Origin of the sequence: Actinomycetospora termitidis, assembly GCF_030286555.1 — a bacterium.
In the GTDB taxonomy this organism is placed as follows: Bacteria; Actinomycetota; Actinomycetes; order Mycobacteriales; family Pseudonocardiaceae; genus Actinomycetospora; species Actinomycetospora termitidis.
Genome location: NZ_JASVWF010000001.1, coordinates 1,037,388 through 1,058,264 on the forward strand (window position 1 = coordinate 1,037,388; position 20,877 = coordinate 1,058,264).

At 74.2% G+C, this 20,877-nt stretch carries 21 protein-coding genes; 17 read left to right on the top strand and 4 right to left on the bottom strand.

Annotated elements, in window-relative coordinates:
• Nucleotides 1–21 precede the first annotated feature (21 nt).
• Nucleotides 22–273: a hypothetical protein gene (locus tag QRT03_RS05145; protein ID WP_286051434.1), complete on the bottom strand. Its 252-nt coding sequence runs from the start codon at nt 271–273 to the stop codon at nt 22–24.
• Nucleotides 274–515: 242 nt separating this feature from the next.
• Nucleotides 516–719 (bottom strand): BldC family transcriptional regulator, encoded by a 204-nt coding sequence (locus QRT03_RS05150; RefSeq protein ID WP_286051435.1) that lies wholly within the window; start codon nt 717–719, stop codon nt 516–518.
• Between the two features lie 219 nt (nt 720–938).
• Here QRT03_RS05150 and QRT03_RS05155 point away from each other — a divergent pair, with 219 nt between their 5' ends.
• Nucleotides 939–1,238 carry a DUF4229 domain-containing protein gene (locus tag QRT03_RS05155; protein ID WP_286051436.1) on the top strand — a complete coding sequence of 100 codons (300 nt, stop codon included), beginning with the start codon at nt 939–941 and terminating at the stop codon, nt 1,236–1,238.
• Between the two features lie 82 nt (nt 1,239–1,320).
• Here the strand turns inward: QRT03_RS05155 and QRT03_RS05160 are convergent, their stop codons facing one another.
• Complete coding sequence (locus tag QRT03_RS05160; RefSeq protein ID WP_286051437.1) at nt 1,321–2,196, bottom strand: 1,4-dihydroxy-2-naphthoate polyprenyltransferase; 876 nt, start codon at nt 2,194–2,196, stop codon at nt 1,321–1,323.
• A gap of 15 nt (nt 2,197–2,211) precedes the next feature.
• Nucleotides 2,212–3,522 (bottom strand): hypothetical protein, encoded by a 1,311-nt coding sequence (locus QRT03_RS05165; protein WP_286051438.1) that lies wholly within the window; start codon nt 3,520–3,522, stop codon nt 2,212–2,214.
• A 229-nt stretch (nt 3,523–3,751) separates the two neighbouring features.
• Between QRT03_RS05165 and menD the strand changes: the two genes are divergently transcribed.
• From menD to nuoF, 16 genes are all read left to right on the top strand, one after another.
• Nucleotides 3,752–5,515: a 2-succinyl-5-enolpyruvyl-6-hydroxy-3-cyclohexene-1-carboxylic-acid synthase gene (gene menD, locus QRT03_RS05170; protein WP_286051439.1), complete on the top strand. Its 1,764-nt coding sequence runs from the start codon at nt 3,752–3,754 to the stop codon at nt 5,513–5,515.
• A 26-nt stretch (nt 5,516–5,541) separates the two neighbouring features.
• On the top strand, nt 5,542–8,469 hold the full coding sequence (locus QRT03_RS05175) for a Na+/H+ antiporter subunit A (RefSeq protein WP_286051440.1): 2,928 nt from the start codon (nt 5,542–5,544) through the stop codon (nt 8,467–8,469).
• A complete protein-coding gene (locus QRT03_RS05180) occupies nt 8,466–8,942 on the top strand; it encodes a Na(+)/H(+) antiporter subunit C (RefSeq protein ID WP_286051441.1) in 477 nt (158 codons plus the stop codon). Before QRT03_RS05175 ends, QRT03_RS05180 begins: the two co-directional genes overlap by 4 nt.
• A complete protein-coding gene (locus QRT03_RS05185; protein ID WP_286051442.1) occupies nt 8,939–10,636 on the top strand; it encodes a Na+/H+ antiporter subunit D in 1,698 nt (565 codons plus the stop codon). The genes QRT03_RS05180 and QRT03_RS05185 overlap by 4 nt, the downstream gene beginning before the upstream one ends.
• Nucleotides 10,633–11,286, top strand: a complete 654-nt coding sequence (locus QRT03_RS05190) for a Na+/H+ antiporter subunit E (RefSeq protein WP_286051443.1) — start codon at nt 10,633–10,635, stop codon at nt 11,284–11,286. The genes QRT03_RS05185 and QRT03_RS05190 overlap by 4 nt, the downstream gene beginning before the upstream one ends.
• Nucleotides 11,283–11,600 (top strand): monovalent cation/H+ antiporter complex subunit F, encoded by a 318-nt coding sequence (locus QRT03_RS05195; RefSeq protein ID WP_286051444.1) that lies wholly within the window; start codon nt 11,283–11,285, stop codon nt 11,598–11,600. The genes QRT03_RS05190 and QRT03_RS05195 overlap by 4 nt, the downstream gene beginning before the upstream one ends.
• The gene (gene mnhG / locus QRT03_RS05200) at nt 11,597–11,944 is read left to right on the top strand and encodes a monovalent cation/H(+) antiporter subunit G (RefSeq protein WP_286051445.1); all 348 of its coding nucleotides are present in this window, start codon (nt 11,597–11,599) and stop codon (nt 11,942–11,944) included. The genes QRT03_RS05195 and mnhG overlap by 4 nt, the downstream gene beginning before the upstream one ends.
• A 691-nt stretch (nt 11,945–12,635) precedes the next feature.
• Nucleotides 12,636–13,211 carry a DUF3592 domain-containing protein gene (locus QRT03_RS05205; RefSeq protein ID WP_286051446.1) on the top strand — a complete coding sequence of 192 codons (576 nt, stop codon included), beginning with the start codon at nt 12,636–12,638 and terminating at the stop codon, nt 13,209–13,211.
• Entirely contained in the window at nt 13,208–13,903 is a 696-nt protein-coding gene (locus QRT03_RS05210; RefSeq protein WP_286051447.1) for a demethylmenaquinone methyltransferase, read from the top strand. The genes QRT03_RS05205 and QRT03_RS05210 overlap by 4 nt, the downstream gene beginning before the upstream one ends.
• Nucleotides 13,904–14,051: 148 nt before the next feature.
• A complete protein-coding gene (locus QRT03_RS05215) occupies nt 14,052–15,434 on the top strand; it encodes a geranylgeranyl reductase family protein (protein ID WP_286051448.1) in 1,383 nt (460 codons plus the stop codon).
• Between the two features lie 183 nt (nt 15,435–15,617).
• A complete protein-coding gene (locus tag QRT03_RS05220) occupies nt 15,618–15,998 on the top strand; it encodes an NADH-quinone oxidoreductase subunit A (RefSeq protein WP_286051449.1) in 381 nt (126 codons plus the stop codon).
• An 11-nt stretch (nt 15,999–16,009) separates the two neighbouring features.
• Nucleotides 16,010–16,570: a NuoB/complex I 20 kDa subunit family protein gene (locus QRT03_RS05225; RefSeq protein WP_286051450.1), complete on the top strand. Its 561-nt coding sequence runs from the start codon at nt 16,010–16,012 to the stop codon at nt 16,568–16,570.
• Entirely contained in the window at nt 16,570–17,382 is an 813-nt protein-coding gene (locus QRT03_RS05230) for an NADH-quinone oxidoreductase subunit C (RefSeq protein WP_286051451.1), read from the top strand. Before QRT03_RS05225 ends, QRT03_RS05230 begins: the two co-directional genes overlap by 1 nt.
• Nucleotides 17,379–18,728: an NADH-quinone oxidoreductase subunit D gene (locus QRT03_RS05235; protein ID WP_286051452.1), complete on the top strand. Its 1,350-nt coding sequence runs from the start codon at nt 17,379–17,381 to the stop codon at nt 18,726–18,728. The genes QRT03_RS05230 and QRT03_RS05235 overlap by 4 nt, the downstream gene beginning before the upstream one ends.
• On the top strand, nt 18,725–19,522 hold the full coding sequence (gene nuoE / locus QRT03_RS05240; RefSeq protein ID WP_286051453.1) for an NADH-quinone oxidoreductase subunit NuoE: 798 nt from the start codon (nt 18,725–18,727) through the stop codon (nt 19,520–19,522). The genes QRT03_RS05235 and nuoE overlap by 4 nt, the downstream gene beginning before the upstream one ends.
• On the top strand, nt 19,519–20,877 hold the full coding sequence (gene nuoF, locus QRT03_RS05245) for an NADH-quinone oxidoreductase subunit NuoF (RefSeq protein WP_286051454.1): 1,359 nt from the start codon (nt 19,519–19,521) through the stop codon (nt 20,875–20,877). The genes nuoE and nuoF overlap by 4 nt, the downstream gene beginning before the upstream one ends.

Sequence of the window (20,877 nt, forward strand, 5' to 3'; positions counted from 1 at the left end):
TGCCGCGCGGGCGACGGGCGGTCAGGAGGTGCTGGGCGGGTCCTCGCGGCCGCGCCGGACCTGCTCGTCGAGGCTGCGGAGGAACTCGGGGTCGTCGTCCGGGGCGACCGGGCGCGTGCGCCGGGGCGGACCGCCGGCGGGCCGGGTCGGCCCGGTGGGCGCGTCCTCGTCGGTGGCACCGGGCCCCGTGGCGAGCGCCTGAGCGGACACGGCCTTCCAGAGCAGGACCCCGACCGCCACCAGCACCATCACCGCGACGACGAACAGCACCACGTCACGCACCTCCTCCGCGCCCCCCGACCCCGAGGGGTCGATCGATCGACGGCGACCCGTCGCGCGCAACGCTACCCGTCGTCCGGGATGTCCGGGGGTCGAGCGGACCGGGACCGTCGGGTGGACGGCTCGTGACGACGAGCGGGGTCCGGGTCACGGCGCGGTCACGCCCCCGGCACGACGAAGGCCCGGACCCACGGCCGCAGCCGTGGACCCGGGCCCTCGTCCCGACGTCGGTCGGGTCAGGCGTGCGCCTCGCTGGTGAGGCCGTCGAGCAGCGTGCGGACCTCGGACTCGCGGAAGCGGCGGTGGCCACCCGGCGTGCGGATGGAGCCGATCCGGCCGGCCGCGGCCCAGCGCGTGACGGTCTTGGGGTCGACGCGGAACATCGCGGCGACCTCGCCGGGGGTCATCAGACGCTCGGTCGCCTCGGGTGCGATGGTCATGCTGCACCTCCTCGGGCCCGCGGGCCCGACTTCCCAGGGTTCTGACGCCCGGTGCGGCCCGGAGGTGGGTCGCGGGGCGGAGCAGACGAACTGGAGCGATCGTGACATCGCACCCCCCACGTACTCGAACGCTAGTGCCGAGGTAAAAGGTTCACAAAGGCAGGAATCGGACGATCGGGCCGCGCGCTCCGTCCGGGCCGCGCGCCTACCCTGGGTCCCGTGGGAAGTGCAGAACCCGGTCGCGACGGCCGCACCGGCGCGCTCGTGCTCGCCGTCGTCGCCTACGTGGGTGCCCGGCTCGTGCTGGTGGCGGTGATCGCCGGCGTGCTGGTCCTGGTCGGCCTGCCGCTGCTCGTCGCCCTGCTGATCGCCCTGGTCCTGGCCCTGCCGCTCTCGCTCGTGCTGTTCCGGCCGCTGCGCGCCCGGCTCACCACCGAGATCGCCGCGGCCACCGCCACCCGTCGTGAGCAGCGCGAACGCCTCCGGGCGGAGCTGCGGGGCGACGCCTCGCCGGAGTAGCGGGCGCCGAGCACCCACGAACGGGCCGTTCGTCACGGAAGAAGGTGACGAACGGCCCGTTCGTACGTTCGAGAGGTGGGCGTCAGGGCACCAGCGCGAGCCCGATCGCCGTCCCGACCGCCCACACGAGCAGCGCGATCCCGGTGCTCTGCAGGACCGGGATCAGGGCCGGGCCGCGCGCCCCACCGAGCACCCGGCGCAGCGCGGGCACCAGGACGGCGAGGGCCAGCAGGCCCAGCAACGCCCACGGCGCGCGCAGGCTCAGCACGAGGCTCATGCCCAGCGGGACCACGACGAGAGCGGCGTACATCACACGCGTGTCCCGCTCACCGAGCAGCACGGCCAAGGTCCGTTTACCCGCGACGGTGTCCGACGGGACGTCGCGCAGGTTGTTCGCGACGAGCACCGCGCAGGAGAGCAGCCCGACCCCGACCGCGGTACCGATCCCGAGCCCGCTCACCCGGCCGGACTGCGTGTACTCGGTGCCCAGCACCGCCACCGGCCCGAAGAACAGGAAGACCGCGACCTCGCCGAGCCCGCGGTAGCCGTAGGGCGACGAGCCGCCGGTGTAGAACCACGCCCCCGCGATACAGATCGCCCCGATGATCAGCAGCCACCACGCCCCGCTGACCGCGAGCAGCGCGAGGCCCGCCAGCGCCCCGACACCGAGGCACACGAACGCGGCCCGGCGGACGGCGTCGGGCGACGCCGCCCGCGAGCCGACCAGGCGCATCGGGCCGACCCGGTCGTCGTCGGTCCCGCGGATGCCGTCGGAGTAGTCGTTCGCGAAGTTGACGCCGATGACCATCGCCATCGCGACGACGAGCGCGAGGACGGCCGCGACCGGACTGAACGCGCCGGCACTCGCCGCCGCGCCGCTGCCCGCCACGACGGGGGCGATCGCGTTCGGCAGCGTGCGGGGACGCGCGCCCTCCACCCATTCGACGACGGTTGCCATGGAGCAGCAGGTTAGTCAGCAGGCCGGCGGCGCGGCGTCCGTGGCCATCCAGGCCGCCGGCACCCAGCCCACGCCCGCGGGCGCCTCCGGCGTCGCCGGGACGGTGTCGATGCGCAGCCAGTCCGCGCTGTCGCCGCGTCGCCCACTCACCGTCTCCCCGGACGCGCGGCACTGCACGTCCAGCCGGGCGGCGTTCCCGACGACGGCCGTCTGCGCGGCCGCGGCGCTCGGCGACGCGCGGACCGCCACGGGGGCGTCCGGGCTGTCGGCGGTGGCGAGGTGCACGTCGGCCGGGTCCTCGCCGGCCTGGCCGGTCCAGAGGTAGTCGACGGTCACCCAGCCGTTGTCCGACAGGCCGACCGCCTCGAACACCCCGTCGGCGAGGTCGATCCCGGCCGGGTTGGCCACCTCGCGACCGAAGCCGTCCTCGCCGTCGTGGTACCCGTCGTCGTGCGCGGCCTGCGCCTGCGGGGTCCCCTGCGGCAGGTCGCCCCACTGCTCGCGCGGCGGTGCGGCGTTCCAGTAGTCGTCGCCCACGTTCCACGGGCCGACGTCCCAGACGGGCGCGATCGCGCACTTCCCGCCCGGCCCGCAGACCCGGACGCTGTAGTCGCCGGTGCGGTCCGCGTCGAGGGCCCGGCGCGAGGGCAGGGCGACGAACATGTCGTGCTCGGTGATGACGTGGCCGTTCGCGGTCGTACCTCCAACGAGGCCTTCGCGGGTGGCGAACACCCGGTAGGACGCCCGCGGGGTGACCGTCCGGGAGGTCGACTCGTCGCGATCGGCGTGCACCGTGACCGATCGCACGGTGGGACCACTGCTCGGGGACGGCCCCGCCGGCGCCACGAGCGTCAGCCGCAGCGCCACGGTCCGGGCCGGGGCGTCGAGCACGGCGGGCTCGCCCGGTGCGGCCGGTGTCCACTCCGACCAGCGACCCGCGTCGTCCCGCCCCCGCACGTCCACCGTCACCGCGCTCCCGGCCGGGACGTCCGCCACGACCGGGACCGCCAGGCGGTTCACCGGGCGGGCGAACGTGTGCGTGCCGAGGTCGAGGAGACCGCGGCGCTGCGCTCCGCGCAGACTGCCCGGCCGCTCGCCGTCGCGCGGGGACGCCAGGCGCGCTGCACCCGCTGCGACCTGCACGTTCACCGCGTCGCCCGCCAGCTCCGGCCGCCAGGTCTGGGCGTCCACCCCGGGGGAGACGACGCCGGGGGTGGACGGCGGGGCACCGACCGCCGCCATCGCGCCGCCGAGCAGCAGGACCGCGGTGGCGATCAGGGCGGGGAGCAGGACGCGCCGTCGCCGCGCCGGCCGGGGGGTGCGCATGCCCGGCAGACAACCCCCGACGGCGACCGCCGTCGGGCAGGACGCGCCGGGCTCCACCCCGTCGGGGGTCGCCCGTCCGGGCCGTCCGCCACGCACCGGACCGGTCCGGACCAGTCGTCGGGACGGGCGGGGCGGATGTGGGTGTCGGGCCGGCCCGGACGGGGTCGCGATGGTGATGCCCGCGTCCTCGGGCGGCCGGGAGCGGCGGCGCTGGATACCGTGGAGCGTCGTGACCCCGTCGACCCTGCAGGCCCGCGTGGTCGTCGACGAGTGGGTCCGGGGCGGGATCCGCGAGGTCGTCGCCTGCCCGGGCTCGCGCAACGCCCCGCTGCTGCTGGCCGTGCACGACGCCGAGGCCGCCGGACGGCTGCGCCTGCACGTCCGGATCGACGAGCGCTCGGCCGGCTTCCTCGCCGTCGGGCTGGCCGCGCGCTCGGCCCGTCCGGTGCCCGTGGTGGTGACCTCCGGGACCGCGGTCGCGAACCTGCACCCGGCGGTGCTGGAGGCCTCGCACGCCGGCGTCCCGCTCGTCGTGGCGAGCGCGGACCGGCCGCTCGAGCTCGTCGGCACCGGCGCCAACCAGACGGTCGACCAGGCCGACCTGTTCGGTGGCGCGGTCCGCGCCGCGATCACGCTGCCGCTGGCCGAGGAGCGCCCGCGCGCCGCGGCGGGCTGGCGCGCGGCGGTCTGCCGGGCGCTGGATCGCGCCCGCGGCACCACCACGGCCGACCCCGGCCCGGTCCAGCTCGACCTGCCGCTGCGCGAGCCCCTCGTCTCGGACACCGAGGAGCCGTTCCCCGCCTGGGCGGAGGGCCGCCCGGGCGGGGGTCCGTGGACCGCGGTGGCCCCGCGGACCTCGTGGGTCGAGGCGCTCGACCTCTCCGATTCGGTCCCGACGATGGTCGTGGCCGGGCACGGCGCCGAGGCGCCCGACGGCCTGCCGGACGCCGTGCCGGTCCTGGCCGAACCGACCTCCCCGCTGTGGGGCCGGTCGCTGCGCGCGGGTCCCCGCCTCGTCGAGGCCGCCCTGGACGGCACTGCGCCGGACCTGCTGCCCGGGCGCGTCGTGGTCGTCGGCCGCCCGACCCTGCACCGGTCGATCTCCCGCCTGCTCTCCGACCCGCGCGTCGAGGTGCTCGTCGTCCCGTCCTCGGGTCCCGACGGTGCCCGTCCCGGGTGGACCGACGTGGCCGCGACCGCGACCCGGGTCGGCGCCCTGCCCGCGCCGGCCGCCTGGGGGCTCGACCTCGCCTTCGACGCCCGGGTCCGCGAGGCCGACGCCCTGGTGGCGGACGCGGTCGGGCCCGACCCCGGGTCCGGTCCCGCCCTCGCGGCCGCGACCGCCCGCGCGCTGCCGCCGGGCGCGCTGTTCGTCGTCGGTTCGTCGAGCCCGGTGCGGGACGTCGCGCTCGCCGCGGCGCCCCGCGACGACCTCGCCGTGCTCTCCGCCCGCGGGGTCTCCGGCATCGACGGCGCCGTCTCGTTCGCCACCGGGGCCGCCCTCGCGCACGGTGGCCCGACGTACGCCCTGCTCGGCGACCTGACGTTCCTCCACGACGCCGGCGGCCTGCTCGTCGCCGCCGGCGAGCCGCGGCCCGAGCTCGTGGTCGTCGTCGCGAACGACGACGGCGGGAGCGTCTTCAGCACCCTCGAGCAGGGGGCTCCCGCCCACGCCGCGGCGTTCGAGCGGATGTTCGCCACGCCGCACGGCGCCGACCTGGCGTCCCTGTGCCGCGCCTACGGGGTGGGGCACACCCTGCTGCGCGACACCGACGACGGCTCCCTGGCGGAGGCCCTCGCCCCGACCGGTCGGCCCGGTGTCCGGGTCGTCGAGGTGCCCGTGGACCGTCACACCCGCCGTGACCAGGCCGATCGTTCGCGTGACGCCGCTCGCGCCGCGGTGGCCGAACGGGACATCCCGGGTACTGCGGGGGAGCGCGATCACCGGGAGGGCACCAACCCGATCGGTAGCATCGTCGGTGACGGCGGATGACGGGTGCGGGAGCGGGAGGCCGATAGGTGCTGGTGCTGCTGGCGGTGCACGCGGCCGCCGCGCTGCTCGCACCCGTCCTGGTCCGGTCGCTCGGCCGGAGTGCCTTCCTGGGTCTGGCCCTCGTCCCGGCCGCGGGATTCGCCTACGTCCTGACGCGTCTGCCCGTCGTGCTCGACGGCGGTGAGGTGACCGACGGCTTCACCTGGATCCCGGCGCTCGGGGTCGACGTGGCGGTGCGCCTGGACGCCCTGTCCGCGGTCCTCTCGCTGCTGGTGACCGGGGTCGGGGCTCTCGTCGTCCTCTACTGCGCCCGGTACTTCACGCCATCGTCGGGCGGGCTCCCGCGCTTCGCCGGGGTGCTGCTCGCCTTCGCCGGGGCGATGCTCGCGCTGGTCTGGGCCGACGACGTGGTCGTGCTCTACGTCAGCTGGGAGCTGACGACGATCTTCTCGTTCCTGCTCGTGGGGCAGGACGCCCACAAGCGGGCGAGCCGCGCCGCGGCGATGCAGGCGTTGACGATCACCGCGGCGGGCGGGCTGACGATGCTCGTCGGCCTCGTCGTCCTCGCCGAGGCCGCGGGCACCTACCGGCTCTCCGGGATCGTGGCCGTCGGCCCCTCGCTGGGCGGCGCCGCGGTCACCGCCGGCGTGATCTGCGTCCTGGTCGGGGCCCTGTCGAAGTCCGCGCTGATCCCGTTCCACTTCTGGCTGCCCTCGGCGATGGCCGCGCCCACGCCGGTGAGCGCCTTCCTGCACGCCGCCGCCATGGTCAAGGCCGGCGTCTACCTCGTGCTGCGGCTCGCCCCCGGATTCGCCGACGACCCGGGCTGGCGGCCGGTCGTCGCGATCGCGGCCGGGGCGACGATGCTGCTGGGCGGGATCGTCGCCGCCCGCCAGACCGACCTCAAGCTGCTGCTCGCGCACGGCACCGTCTCCCAGCTCGGGTTCATGATCCTGCTCGCCGGGGCGGGGACGCGGGACGCGGCCCTGGCGGCGATCGGCCTCGTCGTCGCCCACGCCCTGTTCAAGTCCGCCCTGTTCCTCTCGGTGGGCGTGATCGACCGCTGCGCCGGGACCCGTGACCTGCGCGAGCTCTCCGGGCTCGGCCGCCGGGCGCCGGCCCTCGCCATCGCCGCGACGCTGGCGGCCGCCTCGATGGCCGGCATCCCGCCGTTGCTCGGCTTCGTGACGAAGGAGGGCGCCTTCGAGGCGTTCCTGCACCGCGCCTACGGCCCGTTCGCGGAGGTGCTGCTCGCCGTCGTCGTGCTGGGGTCGGTGCTCACCGTGGCCTACAGCGCCCGCTTCGTCCTCGGGGCCTTCACCGACGTGTTCACCACCGACGCCCGCACCGAGTGGATCCGGCCGGGCGCCCTGTTCCTGGGCGCACCGGTGCTGCTGGGTCTGGCCTCCCTGGTGGCCGGCCCGGCGATCCCCGGGATCGCGCCGCTGCTCACCCGCTACGCCGACACACTCGCCGCGAGCTATCCGACGCCCCTGGAGCTGAAGCTCTGGCCCGGACTCACGGTCGCGTTCGGCCTGTCCGTGCTCGCGATCGTGCTCGGCCTGGTGCTCGCGTGGCCCCGCGTCGCGGCCCGCGCCGCCGCGGTGCGCCCGCTGCACGCGGTGCGCTCCGAGGTGACCTGGCGGGCGCTGGTGCACGCCGTGGAGAACGGTGCCCTGCGGGTCACCGCGCAGACCCAGCGCGGTTCGCTCGCGGTCGTGCTCTGCACGATCCTCGGCGTCCTGGTCGCCGGACCCGGCGTGGTGCTAATCGCGAGCGGGGCGCTCGGCGAGGTGCGCGTCGACCGCGTCGCGGACTCCCCGGCCCAGGTCGTCGCGGCGGTGCTCGCGGTCGCCTCCACGGTCGCCGCCGCCCGGGCGAAGCGACGGCTCGCGGCCGTGCTGCTGGTCGGCGGGCTCGGCTACGCGGTCGCGGTGATCTTCGCGCTCGCCGGTGCCCCGGACGTCGCCCTGACGCAGGCCCTCGTCGAGACGATGACCCTGGTCGTCGTCGTGCTGGTGCTCCGCCGGCTGCCCGCCGACATCACCGAACACCACTCGCCGCGGCGGCGGCTCGCACGGCTGCTGATCGCCGCGCCGATCGGCGTGCTCGTCGCGCTGCTCGGTGCCACCGCGCTGGGGGCGCGGACCGCCGAGCCGGTCTCGCAGGCGTTCCCCTCGCAGGCCTACGGCTTCGGCGCGGGGCAGAACGTCGTGAACGTGACCCTGGTCGACATCCGGGCCTGGGACACGATCGGCGAGCTCTCGGTGCTGCTGGCCGCCGCGACCGGGGTCGCGAGCCTGGTGTTCCTCGACCGCCGGACGGGCACGCCGCCGGGCGGCACGCGCCGCCGTCGGCGGGCGCCGGTCGGGCCGGGCCCGGTGGCCGGCTCGGGCTGGCTGCGCGGTCCGACCCTCGAGCGCCTCGCCCGGCAGCTGCGGCCGGGGCCGCGGGTCACCGAGCGCACGCTGCTGCTCGAGGTCGTCACGCGCCTGGTGTTCCCGACGATCATGGTGCTCTCGATCTACTTCCTGTTCGCCGGGCACAACGCCCCGGGCGGGGGCTTCGCGGGCGGCCTGCTCGCGGGCCTCGCGCTGGTGGTGCGGTACGTGGCGGGCGGCCGGTACGAGCTCGGCGAGGCCGCGCCCGTGGAGGCGGGCACGCTGCTGGGGACGGGCCTGCTGCTCGCCGGGCTCTCCGGGGCCGCCGGCCTGCTGTTCGGCGGCGAGGTGCTCCAGACCTGGGTGCTCGAGGGCGAGGTCCCGGTGCTCGGGCACGTCAAGTTCGTGTCCTCGCTGATCTTCGACGTCGGCGTCTACCTGATCGTCGTCGGCCTCGTCCTGGACGTGCTGCGCAGCCTCGGTGCGGAGCTGGACCGCCTGGGCGACACCCCCGGGCCGTCGAACGCGCCCACCCGGCAGCCCGTCGGGGCGGAGAAGGAGGCCCGCGCGTGAGCTCGTCGTTCCTGCTGCTGGCGCTGATCGCGATCCTCTACACCTGCGGCGTCTACCTCCTGCTCGACCGCAGCCTGACGCGCGTCCTGCTCGGCGTGCTGGTGCTCGGCAACGCCACGAACCTGCTGGTGATCTCGGCCGGCGGTCCGTTCGGGGCGGCCGCGCTGGTGGGGCGGGCGCCGGAGTCGGCGATGAGCGACGCGCTCGTGCAGGCCCTGGTGCTCACGGCCATCGTCATCACCCTGGGCGTGGCGGCGTTCCTGCTGTCGATCATCCACCGCACCTGGTCGCTGGACCGCGAGGACGACCTCACCGTCGACACCGAGGACCGCTCGGTGCGGCGTCGGCTCGCGCGCGACGAGCAGATCGACGAGGACGAGTTCGACACCACCGGCTGCGAGCAGACCTCGGACACCGACGACGAGCACACCGACCGGGCCTCCCGCGCCGACGCCGCCGGGGCGCAGGCGTGAACCCCGCCGGCTCGCTCGTGGAGAGCCTGCTCCCGCTGCCCGTCCTGCTGCCGTTGCTCGGCGCGGGGGCCGCCCTCGTGCTGGCCGGGCGCCCCCGGGTGCAGCGGTGGGTGTCGGTCGGGGTGCTGGTGGCGGTGGTCGCGATCTCGGCCGTCCTCGTGGCCGGTGCCGCGGACCGTCCCCACGTGCTGACCGTGGGGTCCTGGCCGGCGCCGATCGGCATCACGCTGGTGGCCGACCAGCTCTCGACGATCATGTTGCTGACGTCGATGACGGTCACCCTGCTGGTGCTGCTCTACGCGATCGGACAGGGCACCTCCGACGACGAGACCCGCACGCCGGTGTCGATCTTCCACCCGACCTACCTGGTCCTCGCGGCCGGCGTCGCGAACGCGTTCCTCTCCGGGGACCTGTTCAACCTCTACGTCGGGTTCGAGGTCCTGCTCATGGCCAGCTACGTGCTGCTGACCCTGGGCGGGACCCGCTCGCGGGTGCGGGCCGGGCTGACCTACGTCGTCGTCAACGTCGTCTCCTCGTTGATCTTCCTGATCGGCATCGCGCTGGTCTACGCGGCGGTCGGCACGCTCAACCTCGCCCAGATCTCCGAGCGGATGGCCGCGGTCGACCCGGGGACCCAGCTGGCGATCCACCTCGTGCTGCTGACCGCGTTCGGCATCAAGGCCGCGGTGTTCCCGCTCTCGGCGTGGCTCCCGGACTCCTATCCGACCGCCGCCGCCCCGGTGACCGCGGTGTTCGCCGGCCTGCTGACCAAGGTCGGCGTGTACTCGATCATCCGCACCCAGACGTTGCTCTTCCCGGACGACCCGGTGGCCGAGGACATCCTCATGATCGCCGCGCTGGCGACGATGGTGATCGGCGCCCTCGGTGCGATCGCGCAGGACGACGTCAAGCGCGTGCTGTCCTTCACGCTGGTCAGCCACATCGGCTACATGATCTTCGGGGTGGCGCTGGCGACGCCGGCCGGCGTGGGCGCCGCGATCTTCTACGTCGTCCACCACATCACCGTGCAGGCGACGCTGTTCTGCGTGGCCGGCCTCGTCGAACGGGTCGGGGGGTCGACGTCGACGACCCGCCTCGCCGGGCTGGCGGCCGCGTCCCCGCTGCTCGCGGTGCTGTACTTCGTGCCGGCGATCAACCTCGGCGGCATCCCGCCGCTGTCCGGGTTCATCGGCAAGCTCGGGCTCGTCGAGGCCGGCGTGCAGGACGGGTCCGTGCTCGCCTGGTTCCTCGTCGGCGGCGCGGTGCTCACGAGCCTGCTCACGCTGTACGCGATGGCGAAAGTGTGGGTGCTCGCGTTCTGGCGCCCGCGCGACCAGCTGCCCGTCGAGCACCCCGAGGACGCCGAATTCAACGACCTGGATCACGAGGACGACCCGGACCGCCGCTTCCCGGTGATGATCGGCGCGGGCCGGGCGGGCTCCGGCGAGGAGTCCTACTCGGGGGCCTTCCTCGGTGCCGCCCGGACGGCGTCGGACGACGAGCGGGTCCCGGTCGCGCTGCCACGGGGGATGACCGTGGCGACGGGGACCCTCGTCGCGGTGGGCCTGGCGCTCACCCTCGTCGCGGGACCGCTGTACTCGCTGACCGACCGGGCCGCCGCGGACCTCACCGCGCGGACGCCCTACGTCACGGCGGTGTTCGGGCAGACGGTGGACGAGCGGGTGACCCGGTGAGCGCCGAGGTGCAGCGGGGCTGGTTCACCCGCCGGCCCCGGGTGCTGCGGGTGCTGTGGCTGACCCTCGTGTGGGTGCTGCTGTGGGGCACGTTCTCGTGGGCCAACCTGCTCGGCGGGCTCGCCGTCGCGATCGTGGTGCTCGCGCTCTTCCCGCTGCCGGCGGTGTCCACCGGCGGGCGGCTGCGACCGCTGGCCCTGGTCCGGGTGTTCCTCGACGTCGCCCGGGACCTCGTCGTCTCGAGCGTCCAGGTCGCGTGGCAGTCGGTCCGGCCGGGCCCACCCATCCGCAGCTCGATCGTCGCCGTCGAGGTCTCCGAGGACTCCGAGCTGCTCATGGCGATGTTGGTCGAGTGCCTGTCGCTGGTGCCGGGCAGCGTGGTCGTCGAGGCCTCCGCCGAGGAACGGATGCTCTGGGCGCACGTGCTCGGTGCCGACGACGACGCCGCGGTGGAGCGCTTCCGGGCCCAGGTGGCGCGGCTGGAGGCCGACCTGCTCGCCGTCGGGCTGGCGCAGGTGCGCGTCGAGCCGACGAGCTCCGGGCGCACCGAGGCCGGCACCGACCCGCTCGACGACCCCGAGGAACTCCTCGAGGACGACGAGCCCGACCGCCTCGACGGCGCCGTCCGCACCCGGGAGGCCGACCGGTGAGCTTCGTGACCGCCCTGATCACCGTCGCCCTCGTGCTGCTCGGCGTGAGCCTGATGCTCGTGCTGGTGCGCTTCCTGCGCGGCCCGGCGGCGCTCGACCGGCTGGTGGCGCTCGACGCGCTCGTCGCCGTGATCATGTGCGGCCTGATGGCGCAGGTCGCCCTGACCCGCGACTCCGCGATCGTCCCGACGATCGTCGCGGTCTCGCTGGTCGGGTTCCTCGGGTCGTCGACCGTCGCGCGCTTCGTCGGACGACGGCGGGTGGCGCGCACGGAGGACGGGACGGCCGGCCCGTCGTCGGGAGATGGCTCGTGAGCGACGTCCTGGACCTCGTCGGTGCGGTGTTCCTCCTGCTCGGTGCGCTGCTCGCGCTGGCCGCCGCGATCGGCCTCCTGCGCCTGCCCGACGTGCTCTCGCGGATGCACGCCGCGACCAAGCCGCAGACCGCCGGGCTGGTGCTCGTCGTCATCGGCGCCGCGTTGTTGCTGCGGACCAGCGTGGACACCTGGATGCTCGTGCTCGTCGGGGCGTTCCAGCTGATCACCGCGCCCGTCACCGCGCACCTCGTCGGACGCCTCGCCTACCGCTCCGGGGGAGTGCGCCCGGACCTGCTGCACCGTGACGACCTCGCCGACCGCGAGGAGGACCCGGCGCGCTGAGGTGGTGCCGACTCTGGTCGCCCTGTCGCGGGTTCTCGGCGCTCGGTCGACACCTTGTCGTGGGGATTCACAGCGACAAGGTGCCGTGGCGAGGGCCGGCGTGGCGGCGAGTGCGACGCCACGCAGGTTCGGCGCGGGTGGGACCTGCCTGGTGTCGCACTCGGCCTCGTGGGGCGCCCTGTCGCGGGTTCTCGGCGCTGGTCGACACCTTGTCGCTGTGATTCACAGCGACAAGGTGAGCGCTGGCCGGTGGTGGGCCGCGACAAGGTGCGGGGCGTCGCTCGCGAGTGCGACGTGACGCAGGTTCGGCGCGGGTGGGACCTGCCTAGTGTCGCCCTCGTGGGGCGCCCTGTCGCGGGTTCCCGACGGCGGGTGGCTGCCTTGTCGTGATGATTCCCAGCGACAAGGTGCGGGCGGGCTGTGGGTGGGCCGCGACAAGGTGCGGCCGAGGCCCGGCCGCCCGCCGCGAGTGCGACGTTGGGGCAGCTTCCGAGGCGGCCGAACCTGCGTGGTGTCGCACTCACACGTGCGGCCGTCCCGACGGCGGGTGGTCGGGCTGCCGCGGCGGGCGTACGGGCGGCGTGTGGCCGGGGTGACCCGGGTATCCGCTCGCCCCGCGACGTCCCCCGGACGGCGCACGGAGGCCGCTCGGACCCGTCGTCGGGAAGGTAAGGTCACTACTCTGGACGGGGTGATCGGAGTGCGTGCGGAGCTGGTGAGGCGTGCCCGCACGGTGCTCGCCGCCCTCCGGACGGCGTGGGACGTCACCCGCACCGTGCTGGCGCCGGTGGGTCGGCGTGCGCCGGAGATCATCGTCGGCCTCGGGATCGTGCTGAGCGTGCTCGCCGTCCTCGTGCTCGTCGGCGCCGCCCGCAACGACGCGTCGATCACCGCCGACGAGGGCACCGCGGTCGCCGAGGTCCTCGACGGGGCCGACGCCGGACACACCTTCGTGCGCTTCACCGCCTCCGACGGCGCGGTGCTGACACCCGACTCCGGCGTGCTCTACCCGCGGGGTCTCGAGCCGGGGAACTACGTGCTCGTGGAGTACGACCGGTCGAAGCCCGAGCTGGTGCGCGTGGCCGGGCGGTCGTGGACGACGGGCCTGGTGCCGGTCGCGCTGGGGATCGCGGGCCTGTGGGTCGTCCTCGGGCCGACGGCGTGGGCCCTCGCGCGGCGCCGTCGCCGGCAGGACGAGGTCGAGCCCCGCCCCGCCCCCGACGACGTCCCGACCCCGGATCGCGAGCCGGTCGGGGCCGCGCCGTGACCTCGCGCGCCGGACTGGACCGCGACCCGGGCGCCGTCGCGCGGATGTTCGACGGGGTCGCGGCCCGCTACGACGTGACCAACACCGTGCTCTCCTTCGGCCGCGACCGCGCCTGGCGCACCGCCACCCGGGAGGCGCTCGCGGTCGGGCCGGGCGACGTGGTCCTCGACATCGCCGCGGGCACCGGGGTCTCCACGGTCGAGCTCGCGCGCACCGGCGCGACCTGCCTCGCCGCCGACTTCTCGCTCGGGATGCTGCAGGCCGGCCGGGCGAAGCACCCGGGCGCGGTGCCCTACCTGGCGGCCGACGCGATGGCCCTGCCGCTGCCGGACGCGTCGGTGGACGCCGTGGTGATGTCGTTCGGGCTGCGCAACGTCGTCGACCCGGACGCCGCGCTCGCCGAGTTCGCCCGCGTGACCCGGCCGGGCGGGACCCTGGCGATCTGCGAGTTCTCCACCCCGACCTGGCGTCCGTTCCGGCGCGTCTACACCGACTACCTGATGCGGGCACTGCCCCGCGTCGCGCGCGCGGTCAGCTCGAACCCGGACGCGTACGTCTACCTCGCGGAGTCGATCCGCTCGTGGCCGGACCAGCCGGCCCTCGCCCGCCGCATCACCGCCGCCGGCTGGCACGCGGTCAGCTGGCGGGATCTCACGGGCGGGATCGTGGCGCTGCACAGCGCCGTCCGCTGACCCGTCACCGGACGTCCTCGTCCGCGAAGCCCGACATGTTCCCGGATTCGGGACGATCGAATCGCCATCCCACCGGGCGTGTCGCACGCAACATGCCTACACTCGTGGCCGCCCGAGCTAGTGAACGAATTCACAAGGGGACTGAACGGTGTCCGCTCACCACCACGAGCGCACCCGGCGACGTGTCGGGGGTGACGACTGCGCGGCCGACGTCCTCGTCGTCGGCGCCGGTCCGGCCGGTGCCACGGCCGCCACCCACCTCGCGCGCGCCGGCCTGGACGTCCTCGTGCTGGAGAAGGCGACCTTCCCGCGGGAGAAGGTGTGCGGCGACGGGCTGACCCCCCGCGCGGTCAAGCAGCTCATCGATCTCGGCGTCGACACCCGCCCGGAGGCGGGCTGGCTGCACAACAGGGGCCTGCGGGTCTACGGCGCCGGGATGTCGGTGGACCTCGACTGGCCCGACCTCACGAGCTTCCCGCCCTACGGCATGGTCCGGCCCCGCCGCGACTTCGACCAGCTGCTGGCCGACCACGCCCGCGCCGCGGGTGCCCGCGTGCAGGAGCAGACCTCGGTCGGCGGCGCGCTGACCGACGAGCGCACCGGCCGGGTCGTCGGGGTCGAGGCCCGGCGCGGGCCGGAGCGCGAGCCGGTCACCTACCGCGCGCCGCTGGTGATCGCGTGCGACGGCGTGGGGGCGCGGACGGCGCTCTCCCGCGGGATCGCGAAGCGCGACGACCGCCCGCTCGGCGTCGCGGTCCGCCGCTACTACACCAGCCCGAAGAGCACCGACGACTACCTCGAGACCCACCTCGAGCTGACCGACGGGCACGGCGGCCTGCTGCCCGGCTACGGGTGGGTGTTCGGGATGGGCGACGGCACGGCCAACGTCGGGCTCGGCATCCTCGACCGGACGAACGCGGCGTCGGGCGCGAACTACCGCGCCACCCTGCGCGCCTGGTGCGACTCGCTGCCCGCCGAGTGGGGCCTGCGCGAGGAGAACGCGGTGAACGAGATCGGCGGCGCCGCGCTGCCGATGGGGTTCAACCGCACCCCGGTCTACGCCGACGGTCTGCTGCTCGTCGGCGACGCGGGCGGCATGGTCAACTCGTTCAACGGCGAGGGCATCGCCTACGCCATGCAGTCCGCCGCGCTCGCCGCGGAGGCCGCGATCCAGGCGCTCGCCCGGCCCGAGGGACCGTCGCGGGAGCGGGCGCTCGCGGGCTACCCCGAGGCCGTGCGTGCGGAGCTCGCGAGCTACTACCGGCTCGGCAACCGCTTCGCGCACGCGTTGCGGCACCCGTGGCTGGTGCAGGCCACGGCCCGGCACGGTCTGCCCCGACGACGGGTCATGGCCTTCCTGCTCAAGCTGCTCGCCAACCTGCACGACCGCCGCGACGGCGACGCGTCCGACCGGCTGCTCGAGGTGCTGCTGCGGCTCACGCCCGCGCTGCCCGAGGCGCCGCCGTCGGCGTCGCGGCTCCGGCCCGCCGCACCGGCCCGATCCACCGTCGGGAAAGGGAGGGCCGCATGAGCGGCGACACCCCGTGACCAGCCACTGACCAGCCACTGACGAGCGATCGACTAAGGCCACCCTCAGCCGGTCCCGGATCCGCCGCCCTCCGTAGGGTCGGCGTCCGTCCGCCGGGGGTGACGCCGGACACCGACGACGCGGTGTCCCAGACCACCGAGGCACGAGAGCAGGAGGTTCCCCCCGATGCAGGGCAGCGCGGGACTCACCGCATACGTCCCCCTCATCGCCATGTTCGTGCTCGCGGCCGGGTTCGCCCTGTTCTCCGTCACCGCGGCGCCCTACATCGGCCCGCGCCGCTACAACCGCGCCAAGCTCGACACCTACGAGTGCGGGATCGAGCCGTCCCCGCAGCCCGTGGTCGGCGGCGGCCGCGTGCCGGTCGCGTACTACCTCACGGCGATGCTGTTCATCCTCTTCGACATCGAGATGGTGTTCCTCTACCCGTTCGTGATCAACATCGACGCCCTCGGCCTGTTCGGGCTGGTCGAGGTCGTGCTCTTCATCGGGACCGTCGCCTTCGCCTACGCCTACGTGTGGCGCCGCGGCGGCCTGGACTGGACCTAGGGGAGGCCCGCATGGGACTCGAGGAGAAGCTGCCGAACGGCATCCTGCTCGCGACCGTCGAGGGACTGGTCAACTGGACCCGCAAGGCCTCGCTGTGGCCGGCGACGTTCGGTCTGGCCTGCTGCGCGATCGAGATGATGACGTCGGGTGCGCCGCGCTACGACCTCGGCCGGTTCGGCATGGAGGTGTTCCGCCCCAGCCCGCGCCAGGCCGACCTGATGATCGTGGCGGGCCGGGTGACCAACAAGATGGCCCCGGTCCTGCGCCAGATCTACGACCAGATGGCCGAGCCGCGCTGGGTGCTCGCCATGGGCGTGTGCGCGTCGTCCGGCGGGATGTTCAACAACTACGCCGTGGTCCAGGGCGTCGACCACGTCGTGCCGGTCGACATGTACCTGCCGGGCTGCCCGCCCCGGCCGGAGATGCTGATCGACGCGATCCTCAAGCTGCACCAGAAGATCCAGCACGAGCCGCTCGGTCCGGTCCGCGCGGAGCTCGCCGCCGAGCGCCGCGCGCAGGGCGAGACGCTCGAGCTGCTGCCCTCGTCGGTGAAGTACGGGCGGGAGTCCTGATGCCGGACGACGAGAAGCAGCCCGGCGTCCCCCCGACCGGGACTGGCGGGGCCAGCGGTCCGACCGGCGCCTCGGCGGGGGCCTCCGAGCACTCGGAGCGCGGCGCGGTCGCGTTCTCCCCGGTCGAGCAGCACCGCCCGCACGCGCCGACGGTGACCGGCCGGTCCCGCGAGGGCATGTTCGGCATCTCGGGCTCCGGTGACACCTCCGGGTTCGGCGGTCTGCGCCTGCCGGCCTACGCGCCGGCTCCGGCCGAGCGGCCCTACGGGGGCTGGTTCGACGAGGTCGTGGACGAGACCGCGGCGGCCCTGGAGGAGGGCGGTCTCGTGGCGTTCGACGAGGCCGTGCCGCAGGTGACCGTGGACCGCGGCGAGATGACCTGGTACGTCGCCCGCGAGCACCTGCCGGCGCTCGCGACGACCCTGCGCGACGACCCGGCGCTGCGCTTCGAGTTCTGCTCCGGGGTCTCCGGGGTGGACTACGGCGAGGGCATCCCGCAGCAGCTCCACTCGGTGACGCAGCTGCTCTCGATGACCTACCGCCGGCGGCTGCGCCTCGAGGTCTGCCTCGACGTCGACGACGCGCACTGCCCGTCGCTGGTGTCGATCTACCCGACGGCGGACTGGCACGAGCGCGAGACCTGGGACATGTTCGGGATCGTCTACGACGGCCACCCGAGCCTGACCCGGATCCTCATGCCGGACGACTGGAACGGCCACCCGCAGCTCAAGAGCTATCCGCTGGGCGGCATCCCGGTCGAGTACAAGGGCGCCGAGATCCCGCCGCCCGACCAGCGGAGGGCCTACACATGAGCACCGACGTGCCCACCACCGACGCCACCGAGGCCGCCGACCCGTACGCGGCCAGCTCCCGCGAGACCACCGAGGGCACCGTCTACACGGTCACCGGTGGCGACTGGGACGAGCTGGTCGACGAATCGACCGGCGACGAGCGCATCGTCATCAACATGGGGCCGCAGCACCCCTCCACGCACGGCGTGCTCCGGCTCGTCCTGGAGATCTCCGGCGAGACGGTCACCGACGTGCGGCTGGTCATCGGCTACCTGCACACCGGGATCGAGAAGAACTGCGAGTACCGCACCTGGACCCAGGGCGTCACGTTCGTGACGCGCGCGGACTACCTCGCGCCGCTGTTCACCGAGACCGCGTACTGCATGTCCACCGAGCGCCTGCTCGGCATCGAGGTGCCGACGCGCGCGCAGGTGATCCGCGTGCTGCTCATGGAGATCAACCGGATCGGCTCGCACCTCGTCGCGCTGGCCACCGGCGGCATGGAGCTCGGCGCGCTGACCGGCATGACGAACGGCTTCCGGGAGCGCGAGGAGGTCCTGCACCTGCTCGAGTTCCTCACCGGCCTGCGCATGAACCACGCGTTCATCCGCCCGGGCGGCGTCGTGCAGGACCTCCCGGAGGGCGCCGAGAAGCGCATCCTCGAGTTCTGCGACGTCATGGACTCGCGCCTGCCCGGGTTCCACCAGCTGCTGACCGGCAACGCGATCTGGCAGCAGCGCCTCGTCGGGATCGGCTACCTGCCGCTGGACGGCTGTCTCTCGCTCGGCGTGACCGGGCCGATCCTGCGGTCCGCCGGCCTGGCGTGGGACCTGCGCAAGATCGACCCGTACCTGGGCTACGACCAGTACGACTTCGAGGTCCCGACCGACAATGCCGCCGACTCCTTCGCCCGCTACAAGCTGCGGGTCGAGGAGATGCACCAGTCCCTGCGGATCGTCCGGCAGTGCGTCGAGGCGCTCGAGCCGGGTCCGGTGATGGTGCAGGACGCCAAGATCGCGTGGCCGGCCAAGCTCTCCATCGGTGCCGACGGGATGGGCAACTCCCTCGAGCACGTCCGGCAGATCATGGGTCAGTCGATGGAGTCCCTGATCCACCACTTCAAGCTGGTCACCGAGGGCTTCAAGGTGCCGCCGGGGCAGGCCTACGTGCCGATCGAGTCGCCGCGCGGCGAGCTCGGCGCGCACCTGGTCTCCGACGGCGGGACGCGCCCGCTGCGCGTGCACCTGCGCGAGCCCAGCTTCGTGAACCTGCAGGCGGCGCCGGCGATGTGCGAGGGCGGGATGGTCTCGGACGTCATCGCCGCGCTGGCCAGCCTCGACCCCGTGATGGGTGGGTGTGACCGATGACCCGCTACCTCAGTCCCACCGACGCCGAGCGTCCGCGGGTGCGCCCCGACTCCGAGGTCGACCTGTCGGTGTTCGACGGCCAGCGCGAGCGCGCGGGCGCGATCGTGGCGCGCTACCCGGAGCCGCGCTCGGCCCTGCTGCCGCTGCTGCACCTGGTGCAGTACGTCGAGGGCCACGTCAGCCGGGCCGGCGTCGCGTTCTGCGCCGACGTCCTGGACATCACGCCCGCCGAGGTGTCGGCGGTCGCGACGTTCTACACGATGTACAAGCGCGAGCCGGTCGGCGAGCACCTGGTCAGCGTCTGCACGAACACGCTGTGCGCGGCGCTGGGTGGCGACGACATCTACGCGGCGGTGCGCGAGCGCCTCGGCGGCATCGGGCACGAGCAGACGGCGGGCGAGCCCGGGACCCCGGGCAGCCTGACCATCGAGCACGCCGAGTGCCTCGCGGCCTGCGACCTCGCTCCGGTGCTGACGGTGAACTACGAGTTCTTCGACCGGCAGACGGTCGACTCCGCGCTCGAGATCATCGGGAAGCTGCAGGCCGGCGAGAAGCCGCACCCCACCCGCGGGGCCCCGCTGACCGACTTTCGCCGGATCGAGCTGCTGCTGGCCGGCTTCTTCGACGACCCCGAGGTCGGGGGCGCGGCGGCGAACGCCGGTCCCAGCGCGGACGAGGCCACCCTCGCCGGCGCCCGGCTCGCCGAGGAGCGCGGCTGGACCGCGCCACCGATGCCCGACGGCGGACCCGACCGTCCGACCGAAGCGCCCGACCTGCCCGGAGGTGCGTCGTGAGCGACCAGCCCGAGGAGTACCGCCCGGACCCGCTGACGCCGGTGCTGACGCGCCGCTGGCTGCTGCCGGAGTCGTGGACGCTGCGCCACTACACCGAGCTGGGCGGCTACTCCGCGCTCGACACCGCCCTGGCCACGGACCCGGCCGACCTGGTCACGCTGGTCAAGGACTCGGGGCTGCGCGGCCGCGGCGGCGCGGGCTTCCCGACGGGCATGAAGTGGAGCTTCATCCCGCAGCCCAAGCCCGGCGAGGAGCCCACCGAGGCCACGAAGGACGCCCCGCAGTTCAAGCCGAAGTACCTCGTGGTCAACGCCGACGAGGGCGAGCCGGGGACCTGCAAGGACACCCCGCTGATGATGGCGGACCCGCACAGCCTCATCGAGGGCTGCATCATCACCAGCTGGGCGATCCGCGCGAACTTCTGCGCGATCTACATCCGCGGCGAGATCGTCCACGCCATCCGGCGGCTGCACTACGCCGTCAAGGAGGCCTACGAGGCCGGTCACCTCGGCCAGGACATCCACGGCACCGGGTTCGACCTGGACATCGTGGTGCACGCCGGCGCGGGCGCGTACATCTGCGGCGAGGAGACCGCGCTGCTGGACTCGCTCGAGGGCCGGCGCGGCCAGCCGCGGCTCAAGCCGCCGTTCCCCGCGACGGCCGGTCTGTACGCGGCCCCGACGGTCGTCAACAACGTCGAGACGATCGCGACGGTCCCGTCGATCGTCGCGGGCGGCAAGGAGTGGTTCCGGACGATGGGCCGCGAGCGCTCGCCCGGGCCGAAGATCTACTCGTTGTCCGGCCACGTCGAGCGGCCCGGCCAGTACGAGGCCCCGCTGGGCACGACGCTGCGCGAGCTGCTCGAGATGGCCGGCGGCATGAAGGACGGCATCCCGCTCAAGTTCTGGACGCCGGGCGGCTCGTCCACGCCGCTGTTCACCGACGAGCACCTCGACGTCCCGCTGGACTTCGAGGGCGCCGCCGAGGCCGGCTCGATGCTCGGCACCACCGCGCTGATGATCTTCAACGAGACCGTCAGCGTGCCGTGGGCGGTGATGAAGTGGACCGAGTTCTACGAGCACGAGTCCTGCGGCAAGTGCACCCCGTGCCGCGAGGGCAACTACTGGCTCGCCGGGATCCTGCAGCGGATGAACGCCGGGCAGGGCACCGAGGAGGACATCGACACCCTCCTCGACGTGTGCTCGAACGTCCTCGGTCGCTCGTTCTGCGCCCTCGGGGACGGCGCCGTCTCGCCGATCACCAGCGGGATCAAGTACTTCCGCCAGGAGTTCCTGGACCTGTGCAGCCAGCAGCAGAGCCCAGCACCCGAACGCGTTCTCGCCGGAGCCCACTGA

Bases quoted from the DNA above. Each gene is read 5' to 3' on its own strand.
- QRT03_RS05235 (WP_286051452.1), top strand. From the start codon at position 17,379: ATGAGCACCGACGTGCCCACCACCGACGCCACCGAGGCCGCCGACCCG.
- QRT03_RS05165 (WP_286051438.1), bottom strand. From the start codon at position 3,522: ATGCGCACCCCCCGGCCGGCGCGGCGACGGCGCGTCCTGCTCCCCGCC.
- QRT03_RS05150 (WP_286051435.1), bottom strand. From the start codon at position 719: ATGACCATCGCACCCGAGGCGACCGAGCGTCTGATGACCCCCGGCGAG.
- QRT03_RS05230 (WP_286051451.1), top strand. From the start codon at position 16,570: ATGCCGGACGACGAGAAGCAGCCCGGCGTCCCCCCGACCGGGACTGGC.
- QRT03_RS05220 (WP_286051449.1), top strand. From the start codon at position 15,618: ATGCAGGGCAGCGCGGGACTCACCGCATACGTCCCCCTCATCGCCATG.
- nuoE (WP_286051453.1), top strand. From the start codon at position 18,725: ATGACCCGCTACCTCAGTCCCACCGACGCCGAGCGTCCGCGGGTGCGC.
- QRT03_RS05160 (WP_286051437.1), bottom strand. From the start codon at position 2,196: ATGGCAACCGTCGTCGAATGGGTGGAGGGCGCGCGTCCCCGCACGCTG.
- QRT03_RS05225 (WP_286051450.1), top strand. From the start codon at position 16,010: ATGGGACTCGAGGAGAAGCTGCCGAACGGCATCCTGCTCGCGACCGTC.